Source organism: Actinobacillus delphinicola, assembly GCF_900638385.1.
GTDB classification, from domain to species: domain Bacteria; phylum Pseudomonadota; class Gammaproteobacteria; order Enterobacterales; family Pasteurellaceae; genus Actinobacillus_C; species Actinobacillus_C delphinicola.
The window spans coordinates 598,793-616,363 of sequence record NZ_LR134510.1 but is presented as its reverse complement, the minus strand read 5'-3'; the positions used below and the strand labels follow the sequence as shown (position 1 = coordinate 616,363).

The 17,571-nt window shown below is 38.2% G+C and carries 15 protein-coding genes and 2 tRNA genes; 6 read left to right on the top strand and 11 right to left on the bottom strand.

Annotated features, from left to right (window positions below; genetic code table 11):
- Nucleotides 1–35: 35 nt before the first annotated feature.
- From EL259_RS02800 to EL259_RS02780, 5 genes are all read right to left on the bottom strand, one after another.
- Complete coding sequence (locus tag EL259_RS02800; RefSeq protein ID WP_126598809.1) at nucleotides 36–605, bottom strand: NTP transferase domain-containing protein; 570 nt, start codon at nucleotides 603–605, stop codon at nucleotides 36–38.
- 2 nt (nucleotides 606–607) lie between these two features.
- Complete coding sequence (locus tag EL259_RS02795; RefSeq protein ID WP_126598807.1) at nucleotides 608–1,570, bottom strand: XdhC family protein; 963 nt, start codon at nucleotides 1,568–1,570, stop codon at nucleotides 608–610.
- Nucleotides 1,571–1,647: 77 nt separating this feature from the next.
- Nucleotides 1,648–2,883 carry a cytochrome c gene (locus tag EL259_RS02790; RefSeq protein WP_126598805.1) on the bottom strand — a complete coding sequence of 412 codons (1,236 nt, stop codon included), beginning with the start codon at nucleotides 2,881–2,883 and terminating at the stop codon, nucleotides 1,648–1,650.
- Nucleotides 2,880–3,410 (bottom strand): (2Fe-2S)-binding protein, encoded by a 531-nt coding sequence (locus tag EL259_RS02785; RefSeq protein WP_126598803.1) that lies wholly within the window; start codon nucleotides 3,408–3,410, stop codon nucleotides 2,880–2,882. Before EL259_RS02785 ends, EL259_RS02790 begins: the two co-directional genes overlap by 4 nt.
- Nucleotides 3,407–6,256 carry a xanthine dehydrogenase family protein molybdopterin-binding subunit gene (locus EL259_RS02780; protein WP_126598801.1) on the bottom strand — a complete coding sequence of 950 codons (2,850 nt, stop codon included), beginning with the start codon at nucleotides 6,254–6,256 and terminating at the stop codon, nucleotides 3,407–3,409. The genes EL259_RS02785 and EL259_RS02780 overlap by 4 nt, the downstream gene beginning before the upstream one ends.
- Nucleotides 6,257–6,527: 271 nt before the next feature.
- On the opposite strand from EL259_RS02780, the gene EL259_RS08705 reads away from it, so the two are divergent.
- Nucleotides 6,528–8,417, top strand: coding sequence for a glycine betaine ABC transporter substrate-binding protein (locus tag EL259_RS08705; protein WP_126598799.1), 1,890 nt, complete (start codon nucleotides 6,528–6,530; stop codon nucleotides 8,415–8,417).
- Nucleotides 8,401–9,141: an ATP-binding cassette domain-containing protein gene (locus EL259_RS02770; RefSeq protein WP_126598797.1), complete on the top strand. Its 741-nt coding sequence runs from the start codon at nucleotides 8,401–8,403 to the stop codon at nucleotides 9,139–9,141. Before EL259_RS08705 ends, EL259_RS02770 begins: the two co-directional genes overlap by 17 nt.
- A 57-nt stretch (nucleotides 9,142–9,198) precedes the next feature.
- On the opposite strand, the gene EL259_RS02765 is transcribed toward EL259_RS02770, so the two are convergent.
- The 6 genes from EL259_RS02765 to gloA all read right to left on the bottom strand — a co-directional run bounded on the left by EL259_RS02765 (nucleotide 9,199) and on the right by gloA (nucleotide 14,964).
- Nucleotides 9,199–9,708, bottom strand: coding sequence for a DUF2301 domain-containing membrane protein (locus EL259_RS02765; protein ID WP_126598795.1), 510 nt, complete (start codon nucleotides 9,706–9,708; stop codon nucleotides 9,199–9,201).
- A gap of 25 nt (nucleotides 9,709–9,733) precedes the next feature.
- Nucleotides 9,734–10,423 (bottom strand): 5'-methylthioadenosine/adenosylhomocysteine nucleosidase, encoded by a 690-nt coding sequence (locus EL259_RS02760; RefSeq protein ID WP_126598793.1) that lies wholly within the window; start codon nucleotides 10,421–10,423, stop codon nucleotides 9,734–9,736.
- 15 nt (nucleotides 10,424–10,438) lie between these two features.
- The gene (gene recJ / locus EL259_RS02755) at nucleotides 10,439–12,166 is read right to left on the bottom strand and encodes a single-stranded-DNA-specific exonuclease RecJ (RefSeq protein WP_126598791.1); all 1,728 of its coding nucleotides are present in this window, start codon (nucleotides 12,164–12,166) and stop codon (nucleotides 10,439–10,441) included.
- Nucleotides 12,167–12,214: 48 nt separating this feature from the next.
- Nucleotides 12,215–13,573 (bottom strand): Na+/H+ antiporter family protein, encoded by a 1,359-nt coding sequence (locus EL259_RS02750; RefSeq protein ID WP_126598789.1) that lies wholly within the window; start codon nucleotides 13,571–13,573, stop codon nucleotides 12,215–12,217.
- Nucleotides 13,574–13,884: 311 nt separating this feature from the next.
- Nucleotides 13,885–14,547, bottom strand: a complete 663-nt coding sequence (gene rnt / locus EL259_RS02745; protein WP_126598787.1) for a ribonuclease T — start codon at nucleotides 14,545–14,547, stop codon at nucleotides 13,885–13,887.
- 9 nt (nucleotides 14,548–14,556) lie between these two features.
- A complete protein-coding gene (gloA, locus tag EL259_RS02740; RefSeq protein WP_126598785.1) occupies nucleotides 14,557–14,964 on the bottom strand; it encodes a lactoylglutathione lyase in 408 nt (135 codons plus the stop codon).
- 255 nt (nucleotides 14,965–15,219) lie between these two features.
- On the opposite strand from gloA, the gene accA reads away from it, so the two are divergent.
- The 4 genes from accA to EL259_RS02720 all read left to right on the top strand — a co-directional run bounded on the left by accA (nucleotide 15,220) and on the right by EL259_RS02720 (nucleotide 17,489).
- Nucleotides 15,220–16,173, top strand: coding sequence for an acetyl-CoA carboxylase carboxyl transferase subunit alpha (gene accA, locus EL259_RS02735; RefSeq protein WP_126598783.1), 954 nt, complete (start codon nucleotides 15,220–15,222; stop codon nucleotides 16,171–16,173).
- A 78-nt stretch (nucleotides 16,174–16,251) separates the two neighbouring features.
- A complete protein-coding gene (gene pdxY / locus EL259_RS02730; protein WP_126598781.1) occupies nucleotides 16,252–17,112 on the top strand; it encodes a pyridoxal kinase PdxY in 861 nt (286 codons plus the stop codon).
- Nucleotides 17,113–17,333: 221 nt separating this feature from the next.
- Nucleotides 17,334–17,409, top strand: a tRNA-Phe gene (locus EL259_RS02725).
- 4 nt (nucleotides 17,410–17,413) lie between these two features.
- Nucleotides 17,414–17,489 (top strand) — tRNA-Asn (locus tag EL259_RS02720).
- The last annotated feature ends 82 nt before the right edge of the window (nucleotides 17,490–17,571 follow it).

The window sequence follows — 17,571 nt, the reverse complement described above, 5'->3', positions numbered from 1 at the left end:
AACTATATTGAATTACTTAATAATTTTATAATGTGTTATTGAGTTATAAGATTGAAATAATCATCCGGTGTATCAATATCTTGAAAAATACCTGTTGATTCAGGAAGATTTAAGTAATGATAACAAAACATTTCTAAAAGAGATTTCATTTTGCTCGTGCGTTTTGGCGCTAGGCGAATAAAAGGAATAACCGACTTAGGTAATAAGACGGGGTGTCCAGTATTTTTTTTATTTCCTGGAAAGACAATTGTATTTTCCTCAACAGGATGTTGGATCAATGTTTCAAAGACGGAAGGATCTATACAGGGCATATCGCCATGCGTAATGAAAAAATGATCACCTTTTATGTATTCAACGCCGCATTGAATGGATGAAAACATACCCTGTTGAAAATCAGGATTGTAAACGGTAATAATATTGGGATTATCCGCATATTTTTGTTGTAAAACGTCATGACGGAATCCTGTGACCAAAATGATTCTTTGACAGGTATTTAACGCATTTTGGATCGCATGATCGAGGATCGTTTTGCCTTTGTAAGGAAGATCTTGCTTCCAGTCATTCATACGGGTTGATAAACCAGCACTAAGAATAATACATTCCATATCTAAATTCTCTTGAGTGTAATCGTGTTTTTAGTTGCAATTAAGTCAGCCATGATTGCTATTGCAATTTCAAAAGGTGTACGGCTTCCGATATCTAATCCAATTGGACCATGTAAGCGAGCGAGAGTAGCATCATCGTATTCGCCAATACGTTTTAAACGCTCTAAACGTTTTGCATTGGTTCGAGAGGATCCTAATGCACCGACGTAAAAAGCATTTGACTCTAAGCCAGCCATCATCGCTAAATCATCGACACGAGGGTCATGAGCAAGTGCTAATACTGCTGTTTTAGGGGTTACATTTTTCTCTACAAAGTCATCAGGTGATTGCCATTCGACTTCAATCCCCCCTTTTTCTACCCCCCAGTGCCAACTTTGGCGGTATTCTTCACGAGTATCACAGATGCGCACCGTAAAATTACCTTTATGTGCGAGGCGAGCTAACTCTTCGCTTACTTGACTTATTCCAATAAGAAGAAGTTGATATTTTTGTTGATAATTTTGGATTACCCAATCATCAGTTCTGTTTTTAGGAACGGAAGAAAAAATTTCTCTTTCTCCAGTGGTTAAATTGACAAGGCGAGAAAAATCTTGATCGGCATCGGCATATTCAAGCCAATGTTGAATATTAGTAAGATGACTAGGGTTAAGTTTTTCAATAAGAAGTTGGATATGTCCGCCACAAGGTAATTCATAATTTCCTGGTTCGGTGGCGATATGTGAACCATAATCAAACGTACGTTGACTATTTGTAAGTTTATCTTCTTTTATTAATTTAACGAAGGAGTCTTCAACGCAGCCGCCAGAAATTGATCCAAAACGGATATTTCCATCAGTCGCAAAAAGTGAACCAACGGGACGAGGTGCGGAACCATAAGTGGATAAAACACTGCATAAATAGATCGATTTCCCACTCTCTAACCACTTATAAACCTTAGTGAGAACATCTTGGTCTAATGCATTCATATTATCTCCTATTAAAACATAATCATAAATAAGCTCCCTCGTATCATGAAGGGAGCTTAATTTAATGGCAATGATGATTAATGATTAATTTTATTAATCACTGTTTGTACATCATTTTCAGCTACTGTAGGCATAGTAGATGTAGCGAGTGATTTATGTAAGAAGTTAATCAAATCAGTTATTTGCTTGCTATTAAGTCTATCTTTATAGCCAGGCATTGCATAATAAGATTTTAAGTGTCCATAAGTTTCTACTGGAATGCCATTCATAACTACTTCTACTGTATTGTAGATATTCGGGTTACTTATAGTTGCATTATGGAAAAGGGGAGGCGCAACATTTGGTGTACCTTCACCATGATTGCCATGACAACCCGCACAATGGGCCATATAGATGCCATAACCTGGCATTGCCATGTCTTCTTTTGTAAATGCAGTAAGATTATTAGCCACTTTAACTTGATTATCTCCATCAAGTAAATAAGTTACGATAGCATCAATATCCGCTTGTTTAGCATGGGTAAGGCTATGTTTTTCCACAATAAACATTTCATCAAAAGAAGTACCTTTGGGGGATGTGCCATCTTTAAGGAATTGCGTAAGATTATCTTTATTCCAGCCTTCACTGATTAATCGTTTAGTAGTGAGGTCAGGGGCATTAACGCCATCAACTACCGCACCTTGCAATGCCTTATTATTTTCACTACCCATAATAAAATTACGAGGAGTATGGCATTCACCACAGTGTCCGAGTCCTTCTACAAGATAGTGTCCACGATTCCAACTTGCAGATTTCTGAGGATCATTTTTGAATGGTTGATCGTTAAATTCCAACATATTCCAGAATTTTAAACCAAAGCGAATATCTGCTGGGAAGATCAGATCATTTTCACGATTTTTTTGATCGACAGGTTTAGTCTGCATGAAATAGGCATATAAAGCCTTCATATCATCAGGGGTAAGTTTTGAATAGGATACATATGGCATCGCTGGATAGAGGTTACCAATCGGTGCTACCCCTTTTTGTACCGCATTGACGAAATCCTCATAGGTATAATTACCGATACCATATTTTTTACTACTGCTAATATTAGTCGAATAAATAGTACCTAGTGGTGTTTTAAATCCTCGACCACCGCCATAAACCTGTCCTGTAGCGATAGTATGACATCCTGAACAGTCACCTAAGTCTGCCAAATAAGCGCCTCGTTGGATGAGTTTTAAATTATCGGTACTTGTATTATCTGCCGCAAAGGTGGTTTGCGATAGACCTGCTAATCCTAAAGCTATTAGTGTTAATGCTGATTTTTTCATTTGATAAGCCCCCCTTGCGATAGGATAAGATCACGTAGCCCCACATAATACTTGCGATAGCCCGTACAGCGACAAATATGCGTTTTTAAGGTGTTTTCAATTACTTGTTCAACTTCTTCTTTAGCGATAGGGTTTTTCTTCAATTTTTCTACGAGAACAGTAGATTCATTGACAAAGCCAGATGTACACCAACCACATTGGAAAGAAAAATGATCAACAAAGGTTTGTTGGACTGGGCTTAACGAAACAATTTGTCCCATTGGATTACGTTTTGCGTGACCTTCAATAGTACGTAACGTCTTACCATTAAATGCCCCGACCCCGTTAATACAGGTACGTTCGGTATGAGATGTACCATCTGGTTCATCAACAATGATTACGCATGCATGACAAACACCTATACCACAACCAAATTTTGTACCTGTAAGATTTAAATATTCATGCAGGAAGTCGATCATTTTTAGTGACTCATCCACTTCAAAAGGACCTACTTTTTTATTATTAATAGTCATTTGTACGGTAATCATAGGAAAGTCTCCTTAATATCTTGTGGCGTTACAGGTAAATGATAGAAACGTTTATTTGTGATTTGGTAAAGGGCTTCCATAATTGCAGGAACAATTGGAATCATTACAACTTCAGCAATACCTTTACGTTGATCATGATCACCTGTTGGTGGGAGAATAGTATGTTCCATATTCCAGACACCAACTTGGTTCGCAAGAGGAACATGATAACGGTTTAAGTTCCATGTACCATTACCTGGACCTTCAGTACCACCTGGCAGATATTCATGCAGAGCATAACCGATACCCATGACTAAACCACCTTCAATTTGACCTTCTACAAGTTCTTTCACAATGACTTTTCCCGCATCCAACCAAGTATGTGTTCGAATGATCTCAACGGTGCCTGAACCTGGTTCAACAGCAAGATCAACGACGGTCGCACAAGGCGCATAATAAACTACCATAGCATTATTCAGATCGGTGCTTGGATAACGTACATTTTGACGATCTAGGAGTTGCCAGCCATCGTCATTCATTAAGGCTTTTTTATCAGCGCTTGCGCCTTTACCATATTTAATTGCTAAAGCATCAATTTGATAACGTTTGGTTTCGCCATCAATGGTAAAATCGGCTTCAACCCAAGCCCAGCGGTTGAAAGAATGAACCATTGCAGATGTTACAAAACCGTGCTGGTGGGCATATTCGGCAAGGGTCGGTAAATCAAGAGGAATGAAGCCTTTTGCCGTTAGTTTACCATCTACCCAAGTAGCATTTTCTGGTGAGCCAAAATCAATATCAGCGTACTTAGTACCATCGGAATAATAGAGTTTTGCCCAAATTGCTTTGGCGGCAGGCCATAGACCATAATTAAAAATGATCTGAGCGGCATTTTCAGTCGCTTTACTTTGGAAGTAAGCAGAATTTGAAGCTGAAGAAGCCATTTCGATAGTTGGTGTCCAGCGAGGATCTTGTGCCATCTTAGTTTGGTAAGCTTCAGACATAGTAAATGAAGATTGAGTTTCGACTAATTTTAGCGGATCCCAAACATTTACACCGGCAAGATTAACTGTGTCAGCAGCACGTCCAAAGAATGGTGCAATAACTGCGCCTTGAGAAGTTTGAGAACCCGTACCAATCTCAACAGCGGCGACACCCATTACGATATTGCCTTTTTCATCTAGTTCAATGTACGTAGCAGGGGAGTCATTACCAGTACCGTAGTCTTTAGTACAGATAGCAAAGCCAGTTGCGAATTTTTTATTTGGATTTTTGGCTTCAAACTCTTTTTTACGTTTGAAACGATCTGTCCAAATTTCATGGTGTTGAACTTGATCAAGGATTTCTTGATAGTGTTCAGTACTAGATGGGATCGCCCCTTGAGTATTTGCTTGTCCGACCTTGATCGCATTTTTCTTGCGGATCTCAATTGGATCCATATTAAGAATTTGGGCAACTTCATTAACCATCATTTCCATGGCAGACATACTTTGCAAAGTACCGAAACCGCGCATTGAACCAGAGGTGACATTATCGGAAACGTAAGCATTTGCCATTAAGTCATTTTTAGGCAAATAATAGATAGATTGAATCGCACTCGCCCCAACAGAAGCAACAGCTGAACTGAAGTTTGCGCGACCACCACCATCTAATTCCATAGTACTGATTAACCCTTTGAATAAGCCTGTTTTTTTATCAACAGCAAGTTGATTATGCATATCAAATGGATGACGTTTCATTCCTGATTGGAATTGTTGGAAACGATCATTCGCCATACGAACAGGTTTATCGCAGTACATGGCAGCTAACAATCCATAATATGGAAGGATAGAGTGATCTTTACCTCCAAATCCCCCACCGATGTAAGGTGAATGAATGACAAGGTTTTTAATTTTACCAGCAAGTGGGCCAGTGGCTAACATTTCGCTTGCATTTTTGTGAATATTAGCAGGCGATTGCGAGGTTGGAATAGCATGCATCGTTTGGGTTTTTGCATCATACCAACCATTGAAGCATTCAGGTTCCATAAACATTGGATCGATGAATTGGGTTTGGTAATGACGATCTAAAACAAAGTAATCAGGATTTTTGAAATCTTCAGCAATTTCAGCGGCAATTGCCATTTGTTGTTCAATAGGCGTACCTGTAGCATTTGGAGCAGGCCATACTGGTTTATGATTTACATAAGGCGGAAAATTCACTCCGTCTTTTAAGGCACTATATTTATCTGGAAGCACACCTTGTGGATTACCTTCTACACGGGTAATACGCCATGTTCCCCATGGATTTTGGCTATCCGCCCAAAGCGGTGCTGTTTCACCAAGTTTGATCACATTTTTATTAAATTGAATCATGTTTTTAGCACGATCGAATTTAGGGAAAGTGTCAAAAATTAATAAAGCGACAGTTTGACCAATATAATCAGGAACTCGTCCTTTAGAAACAAGCATATCTACACCATAAAATGAAGGGAGGTGTACATTATCTGCTTTTAATGTTTCTGCGGTGATAACTTTGATTGGTTTAATATTATCGGGAAGAAAATCTAAATTAATTCCTTCAAAAATACGATCCGCACGATCAACACGAATATAATAGGCCCAATATTGTTCATTTGGCCAACCATCGATATCAATAGCACGAAGATCTCGTCCGTAAATTTTTTCACCTGTTACTTTGGCAACTGCATCGACACGATGATTAACATGTCCGTCGTTTTGCCAACTTTCTGCGAGTTCTGGTGAAATAAGAGAATTTGAACCATTTAGATTTAACTTAAAGCGAGCCAATACAGGAATGGTATATAACGTAATACCTGCAAGGACACCCTGTTTAATGAAATGACGTCTAGAAAGATCGTAAGGCATATGACCCCCTATAAGGATTAATGTCGTTATAAATCAAAAGTAGATTAAGTATTTATAATACCCATCAGTACAAATTCTACACTTAAAAATAGTTATGTAAATATCAAATTTTCGTTAAAAAATACACAAATAAATACTAAAATATTGTTATCAATTTTAAAAAGGTTAAAGTATAGATGGGCGGTTATTTCGCCTTACTTTTTGCAACGATAGATAAAAAAAAGAATATTTCAGGGTATAGTGAGTACTTCTTTATTGGAAGAATGAATAAATGAACAGAATATATACTATTATTTTTTATGCTTTATGTTTTTGCTTCAGTTCTCAGATAATTGCAGCGCAAAATTCTACAATTAAATTTGCTAATCTTACTTGGGAAAGTGGGCAGTTTACGACAGCTGTATTACGGCAATTAATTGAAAAGGGTTATGGTTATCCGACAGCGTTAGTTTCTGGCGCAGATGTGGCATTGGAAACAGGTTTAATTCAAAATGATATTCAGGTCATTGGTGAAGTATGGATGGGACGATCGCCTGTTCTTGCTAAAGGCATAGCCGAAGGAAAAGTGGAGTTAATTGGTAACACTTTAAAAGGCGGTACTGTACAAGGATGGTATATTCCGATGTATATACATGAACAGTATCCGCAATTAAAGACCGTACAAGATCTAGCGAAATTTGCTAAGGATTTTCCAGATCCTCAAAATCCACAGAAAGGGCGTTTTTTAAATTGCCCAACGGGGTGGACGTGCGAAATTTTTAATAGTCATCTCCTCAAGAATTTTCACCTAGACAAATTATTTACTAATCAACACCCTGGTACGGGGGCGGCGATGGATAGTGAGATTGCCTCTTATTATGCACAGAAAAAACCAATTCTTTTTTATTATTGGCAACCATCTGGCTTAATGGCGAATTATGAGGTTTACCCCTTAAAATTTCCACCATATGATGCCAAATGCTGGCAGGAAATGCTTGATCCTAACAGTAAAAGTACTTGTATTTCTGATTTTCCTGTTTCGCAATTAACGGTAGGGGTTTCGACCCAATTTGCAAAAAATTATCCGAATTTGCTGGCGTTAATGAGTAAAGTTCAATTCAATTTGCATGAGATGAATCAGCAAATTTATGAAATGACGAAATATCATCGTAGTGGTGAAGAACAAGCGGTTTTATTCTTAAAAAAATACCCGAGCCAATGGAAAAAATGGGTGCCTGAAGATGTTGCTTATCGTATTGAGCAGCAACTTGATACAACACCAAAGGTCACAGAGCATTTCTTTCCACAGTGGTCATTGCAAAGTGATTTTAATCAAGGATTACAAGATGTTGTAAAACGTTATGGCAGTATTTTCCGAAAATTAAGTCTTTTCCTACAGCAAGATATACTAAATCCTGTCAGCCACACATTGTTAGAAATTCCAGCATGGTTAATTATCTTATTTACCATGATATTAGGGTGGCATAGTACAAAACGTATTATTTTTGCTTTATTTTCTGGTGTAGGCTTATATTTAATTGGTGGTTTTGGTTTATGGCAATCTTCAATGCAAACCATTGCCTTAATGTTTGTATCTATTGGATTGACGGTGCTTATCGGTATTCCATTAGGGATTTTATTTGCACGTACACCGAAACTTTATCGCATGATATTGCCTCTTTTAGATGTCGCACAAACAATGCCAAGTTTTGTATATCTCATTCCCGTATTGATGCTTTTTGGTCTGGGAGAGGTCCCTGCAATTTTTGCGTGTCTTGTTTATGCCATCGTACCTCTTATCCGCCTTACTGTTTTAGGGATTAGAGATATTCCTAAAGAACTGATAGAGGCTGGACAGGCTTTCGGAAGTTCTTCTTGGCAAATGTTAAAGTGGGTTATTTTACCTACTGCTAGACCTCAAATTATGGCAGGTTTAAATCAGACAGTAATGATGTCTTTGTCAATGGTAGTAGTTGCCTCAATGATTGGTGCATCGGGGCTTGGACAAATTATCTTACAAGCAATTCAAACGCTCAATGTAGGGTTAGGCTTACAAGCTGGCGGTGCTATTGTGATTCTGGCGATTATTGTTGATCGTATTACTCAAGGGTACGGTGGACAATATGCCCCGCTATTAAATAGAGAAGAACAACATATGGAGATGGATGATGCAACAAATTGAATTTAAAGATGTTACTAAAATTTTTGGTAAAACAGTTGCATTAGATCATATTAGTTTTACCTTACCTGCTCATCAAATTAATTGCATTATGGGCTTATCAGGCTCGGGAAAATCTACGTTATTGCGACATATCAATCGCTTACTAGAACCGACCTCTGGTGAGGTCTGGGTAAATGAGCAAAATATCGCTTTGTTGGATAAGCAGGCGTTGCAATATTTTAGGCAAACTCAGGTAAGTATGGTGTTCCAGCATTTTGCGCTTTTCCCCCATCTAAACGTTTTAGAAAATATTGCCTACGGTTTACAAGTGATGGGAGAGAAGAAAAATATTCGATTGGAAAAAGCTCATCACTGGTTAGATGAAGTGGGATTAAGCGATTACGGCTTACGTTTACCAGCAGAGCTCTCTGGTGGACAGCAACAACGCGTGGGGATTGCTCGAGCTTTTGCATGCGACACTCCGATTTTATTAATGGATGAACCGTTTTCAGCGCTTGATCCAATTAATCGTCGTAGTTTGCAAGATCTTTTATTACAGTTGCAGAACAAATGGCAGAAAAATGTTGTATTTGTCACGCATGATTTAGATGAAACGGAATATTTAAGCGATAGTGTGATTTTGATGAAAGCAGGGAGAATTGAGCAACAAGGGGATTTCCAATCGCTTAAGGAGCATCCTGCTACGCCATATGTAAAAGCATTTATGCAAAATCGTATTCGTTAAATGCTATCACGCCCCGATTTTCTAAAAAATTTTTACGAAAATCGGGGCGTGATTTATTTAGATTTGATATTTGCTTTTATCACCAATATCAAAATGAAGTGGCATACGCCATTTCTGAATAGTCAAAATCAGTAAAAGTACAGTCACAATTACTGCGAGAATATAGCTGACTACCTGCCAATGTAAGACAAGCGATAACCAAAGCAATGCCATAAAAATAGGTTGGTAATTTAAGCCAAATACTCTGAAACAAAAGTACTCTTTAAAACATAGTCCACCGATTACAAAGAATGCAGCACCTAATGCTAGCCAATGGTAATGCGTGACAGAAAGAATAAGTCCAACCCACATCGCATACTGGAAAAGAATACGATAATTCTTAAGGTAGAGATGCACACTAGATGCCAGCATTGTAGCGGCAATTAATACACCAATTGTGTATGATTGAGCATGATGGATAACGCATAGCGGAACCATAATCGTAGCTAAAACATAGCCAAGACGATAAATGATAACAGTAAGATAGTCCAAACTATCCATCGGTGATTTCACTTGTGGATCAGCCATAAAGCACTCCTATTTCACGAAAAGATTAAAGGGTTTCGAGTAACGCTAACACCATTTTTGAAGATTGTTTCGCCGCAATTGGTAAAAATTCTTCAAAAGAAATATTTGCTTCGCCATTACCTGCATCTGAAATAGCACGAACGACGACGAAAGGCACCGCAAAAGCCCCGCAAACTTGAGCAATCGCAGCAGCTTCCATTTCAACAGCTAAGACTTCTGGAAAGTCACGTTTAATTTGCATAAGCGCATCGCCACCTTGAATGAAACTATCACCAGATGCAATCAAGCCAAATTTAATATGTTGACCTTGTGCTTTTGCAACAGTTGCAATTTGTTTTACTAAATTTTCATCAGAAGTGAAACGAGCAGGGCATGCTGGAAGTTGACCTTTTGCATAGCCGAATGCAGTAACATCTGCATCGTGGTGAACGGTTTCGGTAGAAATTACCACATCACCAACAGCTAAGCCTTCACCCACGCCACCTGCTGAACCCGTATTCAAGACTAAATCTGGTTTTGCAATGTTTAAAAGAAGGGTTGTACCCATTGCAGCTGCAACTTTACCAATACCTGATTGCATTAATGCAATTTCTTTATTACCGATTTTTCCTTGATAAAGGGTACAGTTAGCAATTTTAGTCACGGTTTTGTCTTCTAAAAGACCTGCTAAAATTTCAACTTCTTGTGGCATAGCGCCGATAATTCCAATTTTCATAAATAAATTTCCTTGTTAGTTAAGAGGCTCAATATGTTCAACGAGGAGTTGAAGATTACGTTGCCCACGAAATTCGTTAATATTTAATTTATAGACAAGACGTACTTCTTTTAATGATAAATCTGGATATAGACTACGATCAATATTAAAAGCGATGGCATCTAGTAATGGTCCGCCATTTTTAGGCTCAATCAGTAATTTTAAATGAGCATCCTTTAAGAGGCGTTGTTGTAAAATTTTAAATTCACCCTCAAAAATAGGCTCAGGGAAAGCCTGCCCCCATGGACCAGCTTGATTAATTAATTCTGCCGTTGAAATCGAAAGTAAATCTGGTGTTAACTCACCATCAGTCCAGATAATCCCTTGCATCGAATCATCTTTTACCCAATCTTTTACCACTTGGTTAAATGCTTTTTGGAAGTCAGATAAATATTCTGTTTTAAGACTTAATCCTGCAGCCATGGCATGCCCACCAAATTTAACGAGCATATCAGGGTAAAGTGAGTTTACGCGTTCTAAAATATCACGGATATGGATACCTTCAATAGAACGAGCAGAACCACGAAGAATACCTTCTTTATCATCGGCAAAGGCAATGGTTGGACGATGATATTTATCTTTAATGCGAGAGGCCAAAATACCAAGTACACCTTGGTGCCAATCAGCTTGATAAAGTGCAATAGCGTAAGGCAAGTCTTGTTCAAAGTTAGGCATATTTTGACAAAGTCTAAGGGCTTCTTCTTTCATGCCACTTTCTATTTCGCGACGTGCTTGATTTAAAGCGTCTAAGTCATAAGCTAAAGCACGGGCCTTTTCCATTTCTTTACACAATAGAAGCTCAACCCCAGCAGACATGTTATCTAATCGCCCCGCAGCATTTAGGCGAGGAGCAATCGCAAATCCTAAATCGCCAGCGGTTAATTTTTCACGATTACGATGTGCAACTTCAATTAATGCCTGAATACCAGGGCGGCAATGTCCCTTTTTGATTTGTCCCAAGCCTTGGAAGGCAAGAATACGGTTATTTTGGTCTAGAGGTACGACATCAGCAATCGTACCCAAGGCAACGAGATCGAGTAGATCAAGAAAATGCGGTTGAGATTGTTGATCGAATTTTTTTAATTCTCGTAATTTCGCACGCACTGCCAGCATTAAATAAAATGCCACACCAACGCCTGCTAAGGCTTTAGATGGAAAAGTCGAATCGTGAAGGTTTGGATTGATGATGCAATCTGCAATGGGGAGATTTTCCCCAGGAAGATGGTGATCTGTGATAAGCACTTTTACATTATGTTGTTTTAGAAAAGCGACCCCTTCTAGTGAAGAAATCCCATTATCAACCGTAATGACTAAACCTGCTTGGCTTGCAACAGCCATTTCAGCCACATCTAAACTTAATCCATAGCCCTGATCAAAGCGGTTTGGAATCAGATAACTTAGATTTTTAAAACCAAGTTGAGAAAGTGCATCCATCATTAATGCGGTACTTGTGGCACCATCTGCATCAAAATCGCCAACAATGATGATATTAGATTGTTTATCAAGGGCATCAATGAGTAATGCTACGCCTTGTCCAATCTCAGAAAGGAGATTGGGTGGGAGTAATTTTCCAAAAGAACGATCGAGTTCTACGCTTGTATTCACATGGCGAGCACGATAAATGCGATCAAGGAGTGGATGTTCACAGATTTTGTCACCTATTGGAATAGGACGACGTTTAATGAGTTTTTGTTCTCTTTTCATAGTGCATCTTAAGATACAAGGGCATAAATTGCCCTTGTATTTGTTTAATTAAAGTGTCATTGCAGCGATCCAACCAAAAACGAGCAATGGAATATTATAGTGAATAAACGTTGGTACTACGGTATCCCAAATATGGTCGTGTTCGCCATCGATATTTAAACCAGATGTTGGTCCTAAAGTGGAATCTGAAGCTGGTGAGCCTGCATCACCTAATGCAGCAGAAACGCCTACGATTACCACCGTAGCAAGAGGAGAGAAACCTAAACTAATGCAAAGTGGTACATACACAGAGGTAATAATTGGTACAGTTGAGAAAGATGAACCGATACCCATGGTAATGAACAACCCGATTATTAGCATTAAGAATGCCGCAACACCTTTACTGTGTGGACCTACGCCGTGGCTTAAGGTCGCCACCAAAGTTTGCACAGAACCTGTAGCATTAATCACGGCAGCGAAACCAGAAGCAGCAATCATAACAAAACCAATCATTGCCATTAAAGTTAAACCTTCGTGGAAGATATCGTTACTTTCTTTTAGTTTAAATACACCGCCTAGTCCAAAAATCACTAATCCTGCTACACCGCCAATAATTGTCGATGAGGTAATAAGTTGTAATGAGAAAGTCACTAAAATTGCAACTAACGCAATAATAACGTGTGATTTTTTGATACTTTTAATTTGACGATCAATCACTTCAAGTGATGGTGCCTCAACGGTACTGGTGTAGTGACGAGGTTTACGGTAAGAAATAAATACCGCCACTAAAAGCCCTAATAACATTCCTAGAACAGGAATAGTCATTGCCATAGTTACTTGGCTAACATCGGTGTGTAATCCATAAGGCGCACCCGCAATGTTAATATTTTTTACGAGAATGCTTTCAATGAAGATTTTACCAAAGCCAACGGGTAGCCACATATAAGTTGCGGTCAAACCAAAGGTAAGCACACAGGCAACTGCACGGCGGTCCAATTTTAAACGGTTAAAAATGGAAATGAGTGGCGGTACCATGATTGGAATAAACGCAATATGCACTGGAATCACGTTTTGAGATGAAATCGAGAAAGCCAGTAAGATTGCTAATAAAATATATTTTAAATATGCTACTGATTTACCCGTAGGGCGTTTCCCCATATGGTGAATAACTTTATAAGCAAGTAAATCGGTAATACCAGAACGGGAAATTGCAACAGCAAAAGCACCAAGAATTGCATAGTTCATAGCAACTTGTGCACCCCCACCTAAACCGTTTACAAAAGTATTGATGGTGTTGGTGATACCAATATCACTGGTAAAACCTGCGAGTAATGCAGAAAGTACTAATGCCAACACGACATTTACACGTAGTAAGCTAAGTATCAGCAATACAATAATAGAAAGTATTACTGGATTAAAAAGTAACATCTTTTATCCTTATAATATGTATTAAAATATGGTTAACTTATTGAAAATAAAATAATAATTTAGAGAAAATTACTACGCTAGACCTGCTAAGGGGGTCTAATGGAATGACAAAAGATGATGGGGATAGCCGCATTGCTGATTTACCTTAATTGCAAAATCGCAACGCAGCGCCTGAAAATTTTGACTATATAAATCTGCCGATGGCATAAAATAATTCCTTTAAATTAAAAATTTATTCATTATATACCTGTAAATATTTTTGATGTCTAGTAAAACAATAAATTTTTCCGAAAATCGGGGCGTAATCAAAATTATTTACAGATTGGTGTATGTGGAAAACCACCAAGATTTTTTAAATAATTCACCATATAACAAAAAAGCTCTGCTGTACGTTCGGTATCATATAATGCACCGTGAGCCTGTTTATGATCAAACGGAATTGCCGCACATTGGCATGCCTTGACTAAAACGGTTTGCCCAAACATCAATCCTGCCATACTTGCCGTATCAAAAATTGCAAAAGGGTGGAATGGATTACGTTTTACTTTCGCTCTTTCCACCGCTTCCATTAAGAAACTTTGATCGAATGTCGCATTGTGAGCAACCACAACTGAACGTTGACAGCCTGCAGCTTTTTGTTCATGACGAATTAGTTTAAACATTTCACGCAATGCATCGCCTTCATCAATGGCTTGGCGAAGTGGATCATCGACATTAATACCATTAATTTTTAATGAATCAGGGTTAAGATTAGCCCCTTCAAATGGCGAAATATGCGCATGGAAAACTTTGTCTGGGCAAAGCATACCATTTTCATCGACTTTAAGTGTAATAGCGGCAATCTCAAGTAATGCGTCCGTTTTAGCATTGAGTCCGCCAGTTTCAACATCAATAACCACAGGGAAAAATCCACGGAATCGATTTTTTAAAAGGTTGGGATCTTCTGTCGGTACTTCGTTTAATTGTTCTGTCATTGCGATTCCTTAATTTCCTAATCCTGCTTGCGCCATTTTATTTTCGATAAATTCAATTTTATAGCCATCAGGATCTTCGGCGAAGGCAATAATGGTTGTCCCACCTTTTACAGCACCTGGTGCCCGAGTAATTTTACCGCCTGATTGAACGACTTTTTCACAGAATTTAAAAATATCATCAACACCGATCGCAATATGTCCAAAACCTGTACCGAGGTCATATTTATCTTCATCCCAGTTATAAGTGAGTTCTAAAACAGCACTGTTTTCCTCATCACCGTAACCGAGGTAAGCGAGAGTATAGCGATATTCAGGATTTTCACTGGTACGTAATAAACGCATACCTAACGCATTTTGATAGAAGGTAAGAGAGCGGTCTAAATCGCCGACACGAAGCATAGTGTGTAAAATTCGCATGATTTTTCTCATCAGATTAAATAGCGGTCGAGTATGCCACAAATATGAAGAAAACTCTAATTTAAAATCATGCTTTGAGCAGTGAATAAATGAAATGAAAAACTTTTTATCAACCTTGAAAAAAGATTCCTTTTCTTCAAGGAAAAAGCTATGATGGTTCGAAATAGATTGTTTTTTAAACTAATTGCTAAATCATTGCACAGGCACAAAAATCTTGCTAAAGTGCGTGCACTTTTTTTGACATTGGACGATAAAATGCAACAAGATTACCTAGATTTTGAGTTACCGATTGCAGAATTAGAAGCAAAAATTGATGCTTTACGTAATGTAACTCATAAAGATGAAAAATTAGATTTAGATGATGAAATCGCGCGTTTACAGAAGAAAAGTACTGAATTGACGCAGAAAATTTTTTCTCATTTAGATGCTTGGCAAGTATCTAAATTAGCACGACATCCGAATCGTCCGTACACTTTGGATTATATCAAAGAAATTTTTACTGATTTCCAAGAATTAGCAGGCGATCGTGCTTTTGCTAATGATAAAGCGATTGTTGGTGGACTCGCTCGTCTAGATGGTGAACCTGTTATGGTTATTGGGCATCAAAAAGGGCGTTGTACGAAAGATAAAATCGCACGTAATTTTGGTATGCCTGCGCCAGAAGGCTATCGAAAAGCACTTCGATTAATGCAATTAGCAGAACGTTTTAACTTACCTATCTTTACCTTTATTGATACTCCAGGAGCTTATCCAGGGGTTGGCGCTGAAGAACGTGGACAAGCTGAGGCAATTGCACGAAATCTACGTGAAATGTCAACTTTGAAAGTTCCCGTAATTTGCACTGTTATTGGTGAAGGTGGTTCTGGCGGTGCATTAGCAATTGGTGTGGGTGATACAGTTAATATGTTGCAATACAGCACATATTCTGTGATTTCTCCTGAAGGTTGTGCATCCATTTTATGGAAAAGTGCAGATAAAGCCTCAACCGCAGCAGAAGCATTAGGTATTACAGCACCAAGATTGTTAGAACTTGAATTGATTGACAACATTGTTCCAGAACCGTTAGGTGGTGCTCATCGAGATCACAAACAAATGGCTGAGAATTTAAAAATTTGTCTAGTGAAAGAATTAGCTGAATTACGTCAATTTGATACAAATACTTTACAAGAAAGACGTTATCAACGATTGATGAATTACGGATACTGTTAAGCATTGAATGAAAATAAAGTGTGGCATTATGTCGCACTTTATTTTTATGGATAACTTCTAACGATGAGGAAGAAAACTATGAAGCATATTTTATCTATTCAATCACATGTTGTATTTGGTTATGCGGGTAATAAGGCTGCTACGTTTCCAATGCAACTTCTTGGTGCAGATGTATGGGCATTGAATACCGTACAATTTTCTAACCATACTCAATATGGTAAATGGAAGGGTGAAGTATTACCAAAAGGACTTATCGGTGAAATTGTTCAGGGTATTTTAGGGATTGATAGATTAAAACTCTGTAATGCCGTTTTATCAGGATATATGGGCTCGGCTGATCAGGTACAAGAAATCATTGATGTTGTGCATGAAGTGAAAAAAGCAAACCCTGAAGCGATTTATCTGTGTGATCCTGTTATGGGACATCCTGATAAAGGTTGTATTGTCGCTGAGGGTGTTAAGGAAGCTCTTTGTGAGTTGGCTGTTCCTGAAGCGGATATTCTTGCGCCAAATCTTGTAGAGCTTCGAGTTATTAGTGGACAACCCGTAGAAAATTTTGAACAAGCGATTACTGCGGTAAAAACGATTCTTGCAAAAGGGGTTAAAAAAGTTTTAGTGAAACATTTAAGTAATGTTGGAAAAGAAAAAGATACTTTCGAGATGTTACTTGGTACCACTGATGGTATTTGGCATATTACACGCCCACTTTATGCTTTTAAATTACAACCTGTTGGTGTTGGCGATCTTACGTCTGGTATTTTCTTAGCGAATTTATTAAATGGAAAATCAGATATTGAAGCTTTTGAGCATACTGCAAACGCAGTTAATGAAGTAATGAGATTAACTTCACAGTCTGAATTGTATGAATTGCAGATAATTGCAGCAAGAAATGAAATTCTTAATCCAACTTGTCACTATAAAGCAGTGAAAGTTGCTTAGGAAAAATTAATAAAAATATAAAAAAAGTAACGGGGCTTTGCAAAAGATATATAAAAAATGGTCGCTTAAAGTTTATTATATAAACATTAAGATCATAAATTATTCAAACAATAAAAAAAAACGATTTTTTTTAAAATTATTGTTGACTTAGGGACTGAAAAATCGTTTAATAAGCCCCGTTGAGACGTTACGCAGTAATTAAAACACTGATACGCAACGTTGCCTCGATAGCTCAGTCGGTAGAGCAGGGGATTGAAAATCCCCGTGTCGGTGGTTCGATTCCGCCTCGAGGCACCACTATTCCTCCTTAGTTCAGTCGGTAGAACGGCGGACTGTTAATCCGTATGTCGCTGGTTCAAGTCCAGCAGGAGGAGCCAAATTCTGAAAGGTCGCTTTAATAGCGGCCTTTTTTCATTTTAGCATTCCTAAAAAAATAAATCATTCCGCAAAAAAGTAATT

Coding starts and splice junctions, on each gene's coding strand:
- EL259_RS02800 (WP_126598809.1), bottom strand. CDS start 605: ATGGAATGTATTATTCTTAGTGCTGGTTTATCAACCCGTATGAATGAC.
- EL259_RS02795 (WP_126598807.1), bottom strand. CDS start 1,570: ATGAATGCATTAGACCAAGATGTTCTCACTAAGGTTTATAAGTGGTTA.
- EL259_RS02790 (WP_126598805.1), bottom strand. CDS start 2,883: ATGAAAAAATCAGCATTAACACTAATAGCTTTAGGATTAGCAGGTCTA.
- EL259_RS02785 (WP_126598803.1), bottom strand. CDS start 3,410: ATGATTACCGTACAAATGACTATTAATAATAAAAAAGTAGGTCCTTTT.
- EL259_RS02780 (WP_126598801.1), bottom strand. CDS start 6,256: ATGCCTTACGATCTTTCTAGACGTCATTTCATTAAACAGGGTGTCCTT.
- EL259_RS08705 (WP_126598799.1), top strand. CDS start 6,528: ATGAACAGAATATATACTATTATTTTTTATGCTTTATGTTTTTGCTTC.
- EL259_RS02770 (WP_126598797.1), top strand. CDS start 8,401: ATGATGCAACAAATTGAATTTAAAGATGTTACTAAAATTTTTGGTAAA.
- EL259_RS02765 (WP_126598795.1), bottom strand. CDS start 9,708: ATGGCTGATCCACAAGTGAAATCACCGATGGATAGTTTGGACTATCTT.
- EL259_RS02760 (WP_126598793.1), bottom strand. CDS start 10,423: ATGAAAATTGGAATTATCGGCGCTATGCCACAAGAAGTTGAAATTTTA.
- recJ (WP_126598791.1), bottom strand. CDS start 12,166: ATGAAAAGAGAACAAAAACTCATTAAACGTCGTCCTATTCCAATAGGT.
- EL259_RS02750 (WP_126598789.1), bottom strand. CDS start 13,573: ATGTTACTTTTTAATCCAGTAATACTTTCTATTATTGTATTGCTGATA.
- rnt (WP_126598787.1), bottom strand. CDS start 14,547: ATGACAGAACAATTAAACGAAGTACCGACAGAAGATCCCAACCTTTTA.
- gloA (WP_126598785.1), bottom strand. CDS start 14,964: ATGCGAATTTTACACACTATGCTTCGTGTCGGCGATTTAGACCGCTCT.
- accA (WP_126598783.1), top strand. CDS start 15,220: ATGCAACAAGATTACCTAGATTTTGAGTTACCGATTGCAGAATTAGAA.
- pdxY (WP_126598781.1), top strand. CDS start 16,252: ATGAAGCATATTTTATCTATTCAATCACATGTTGTATTTGGTTATGCG.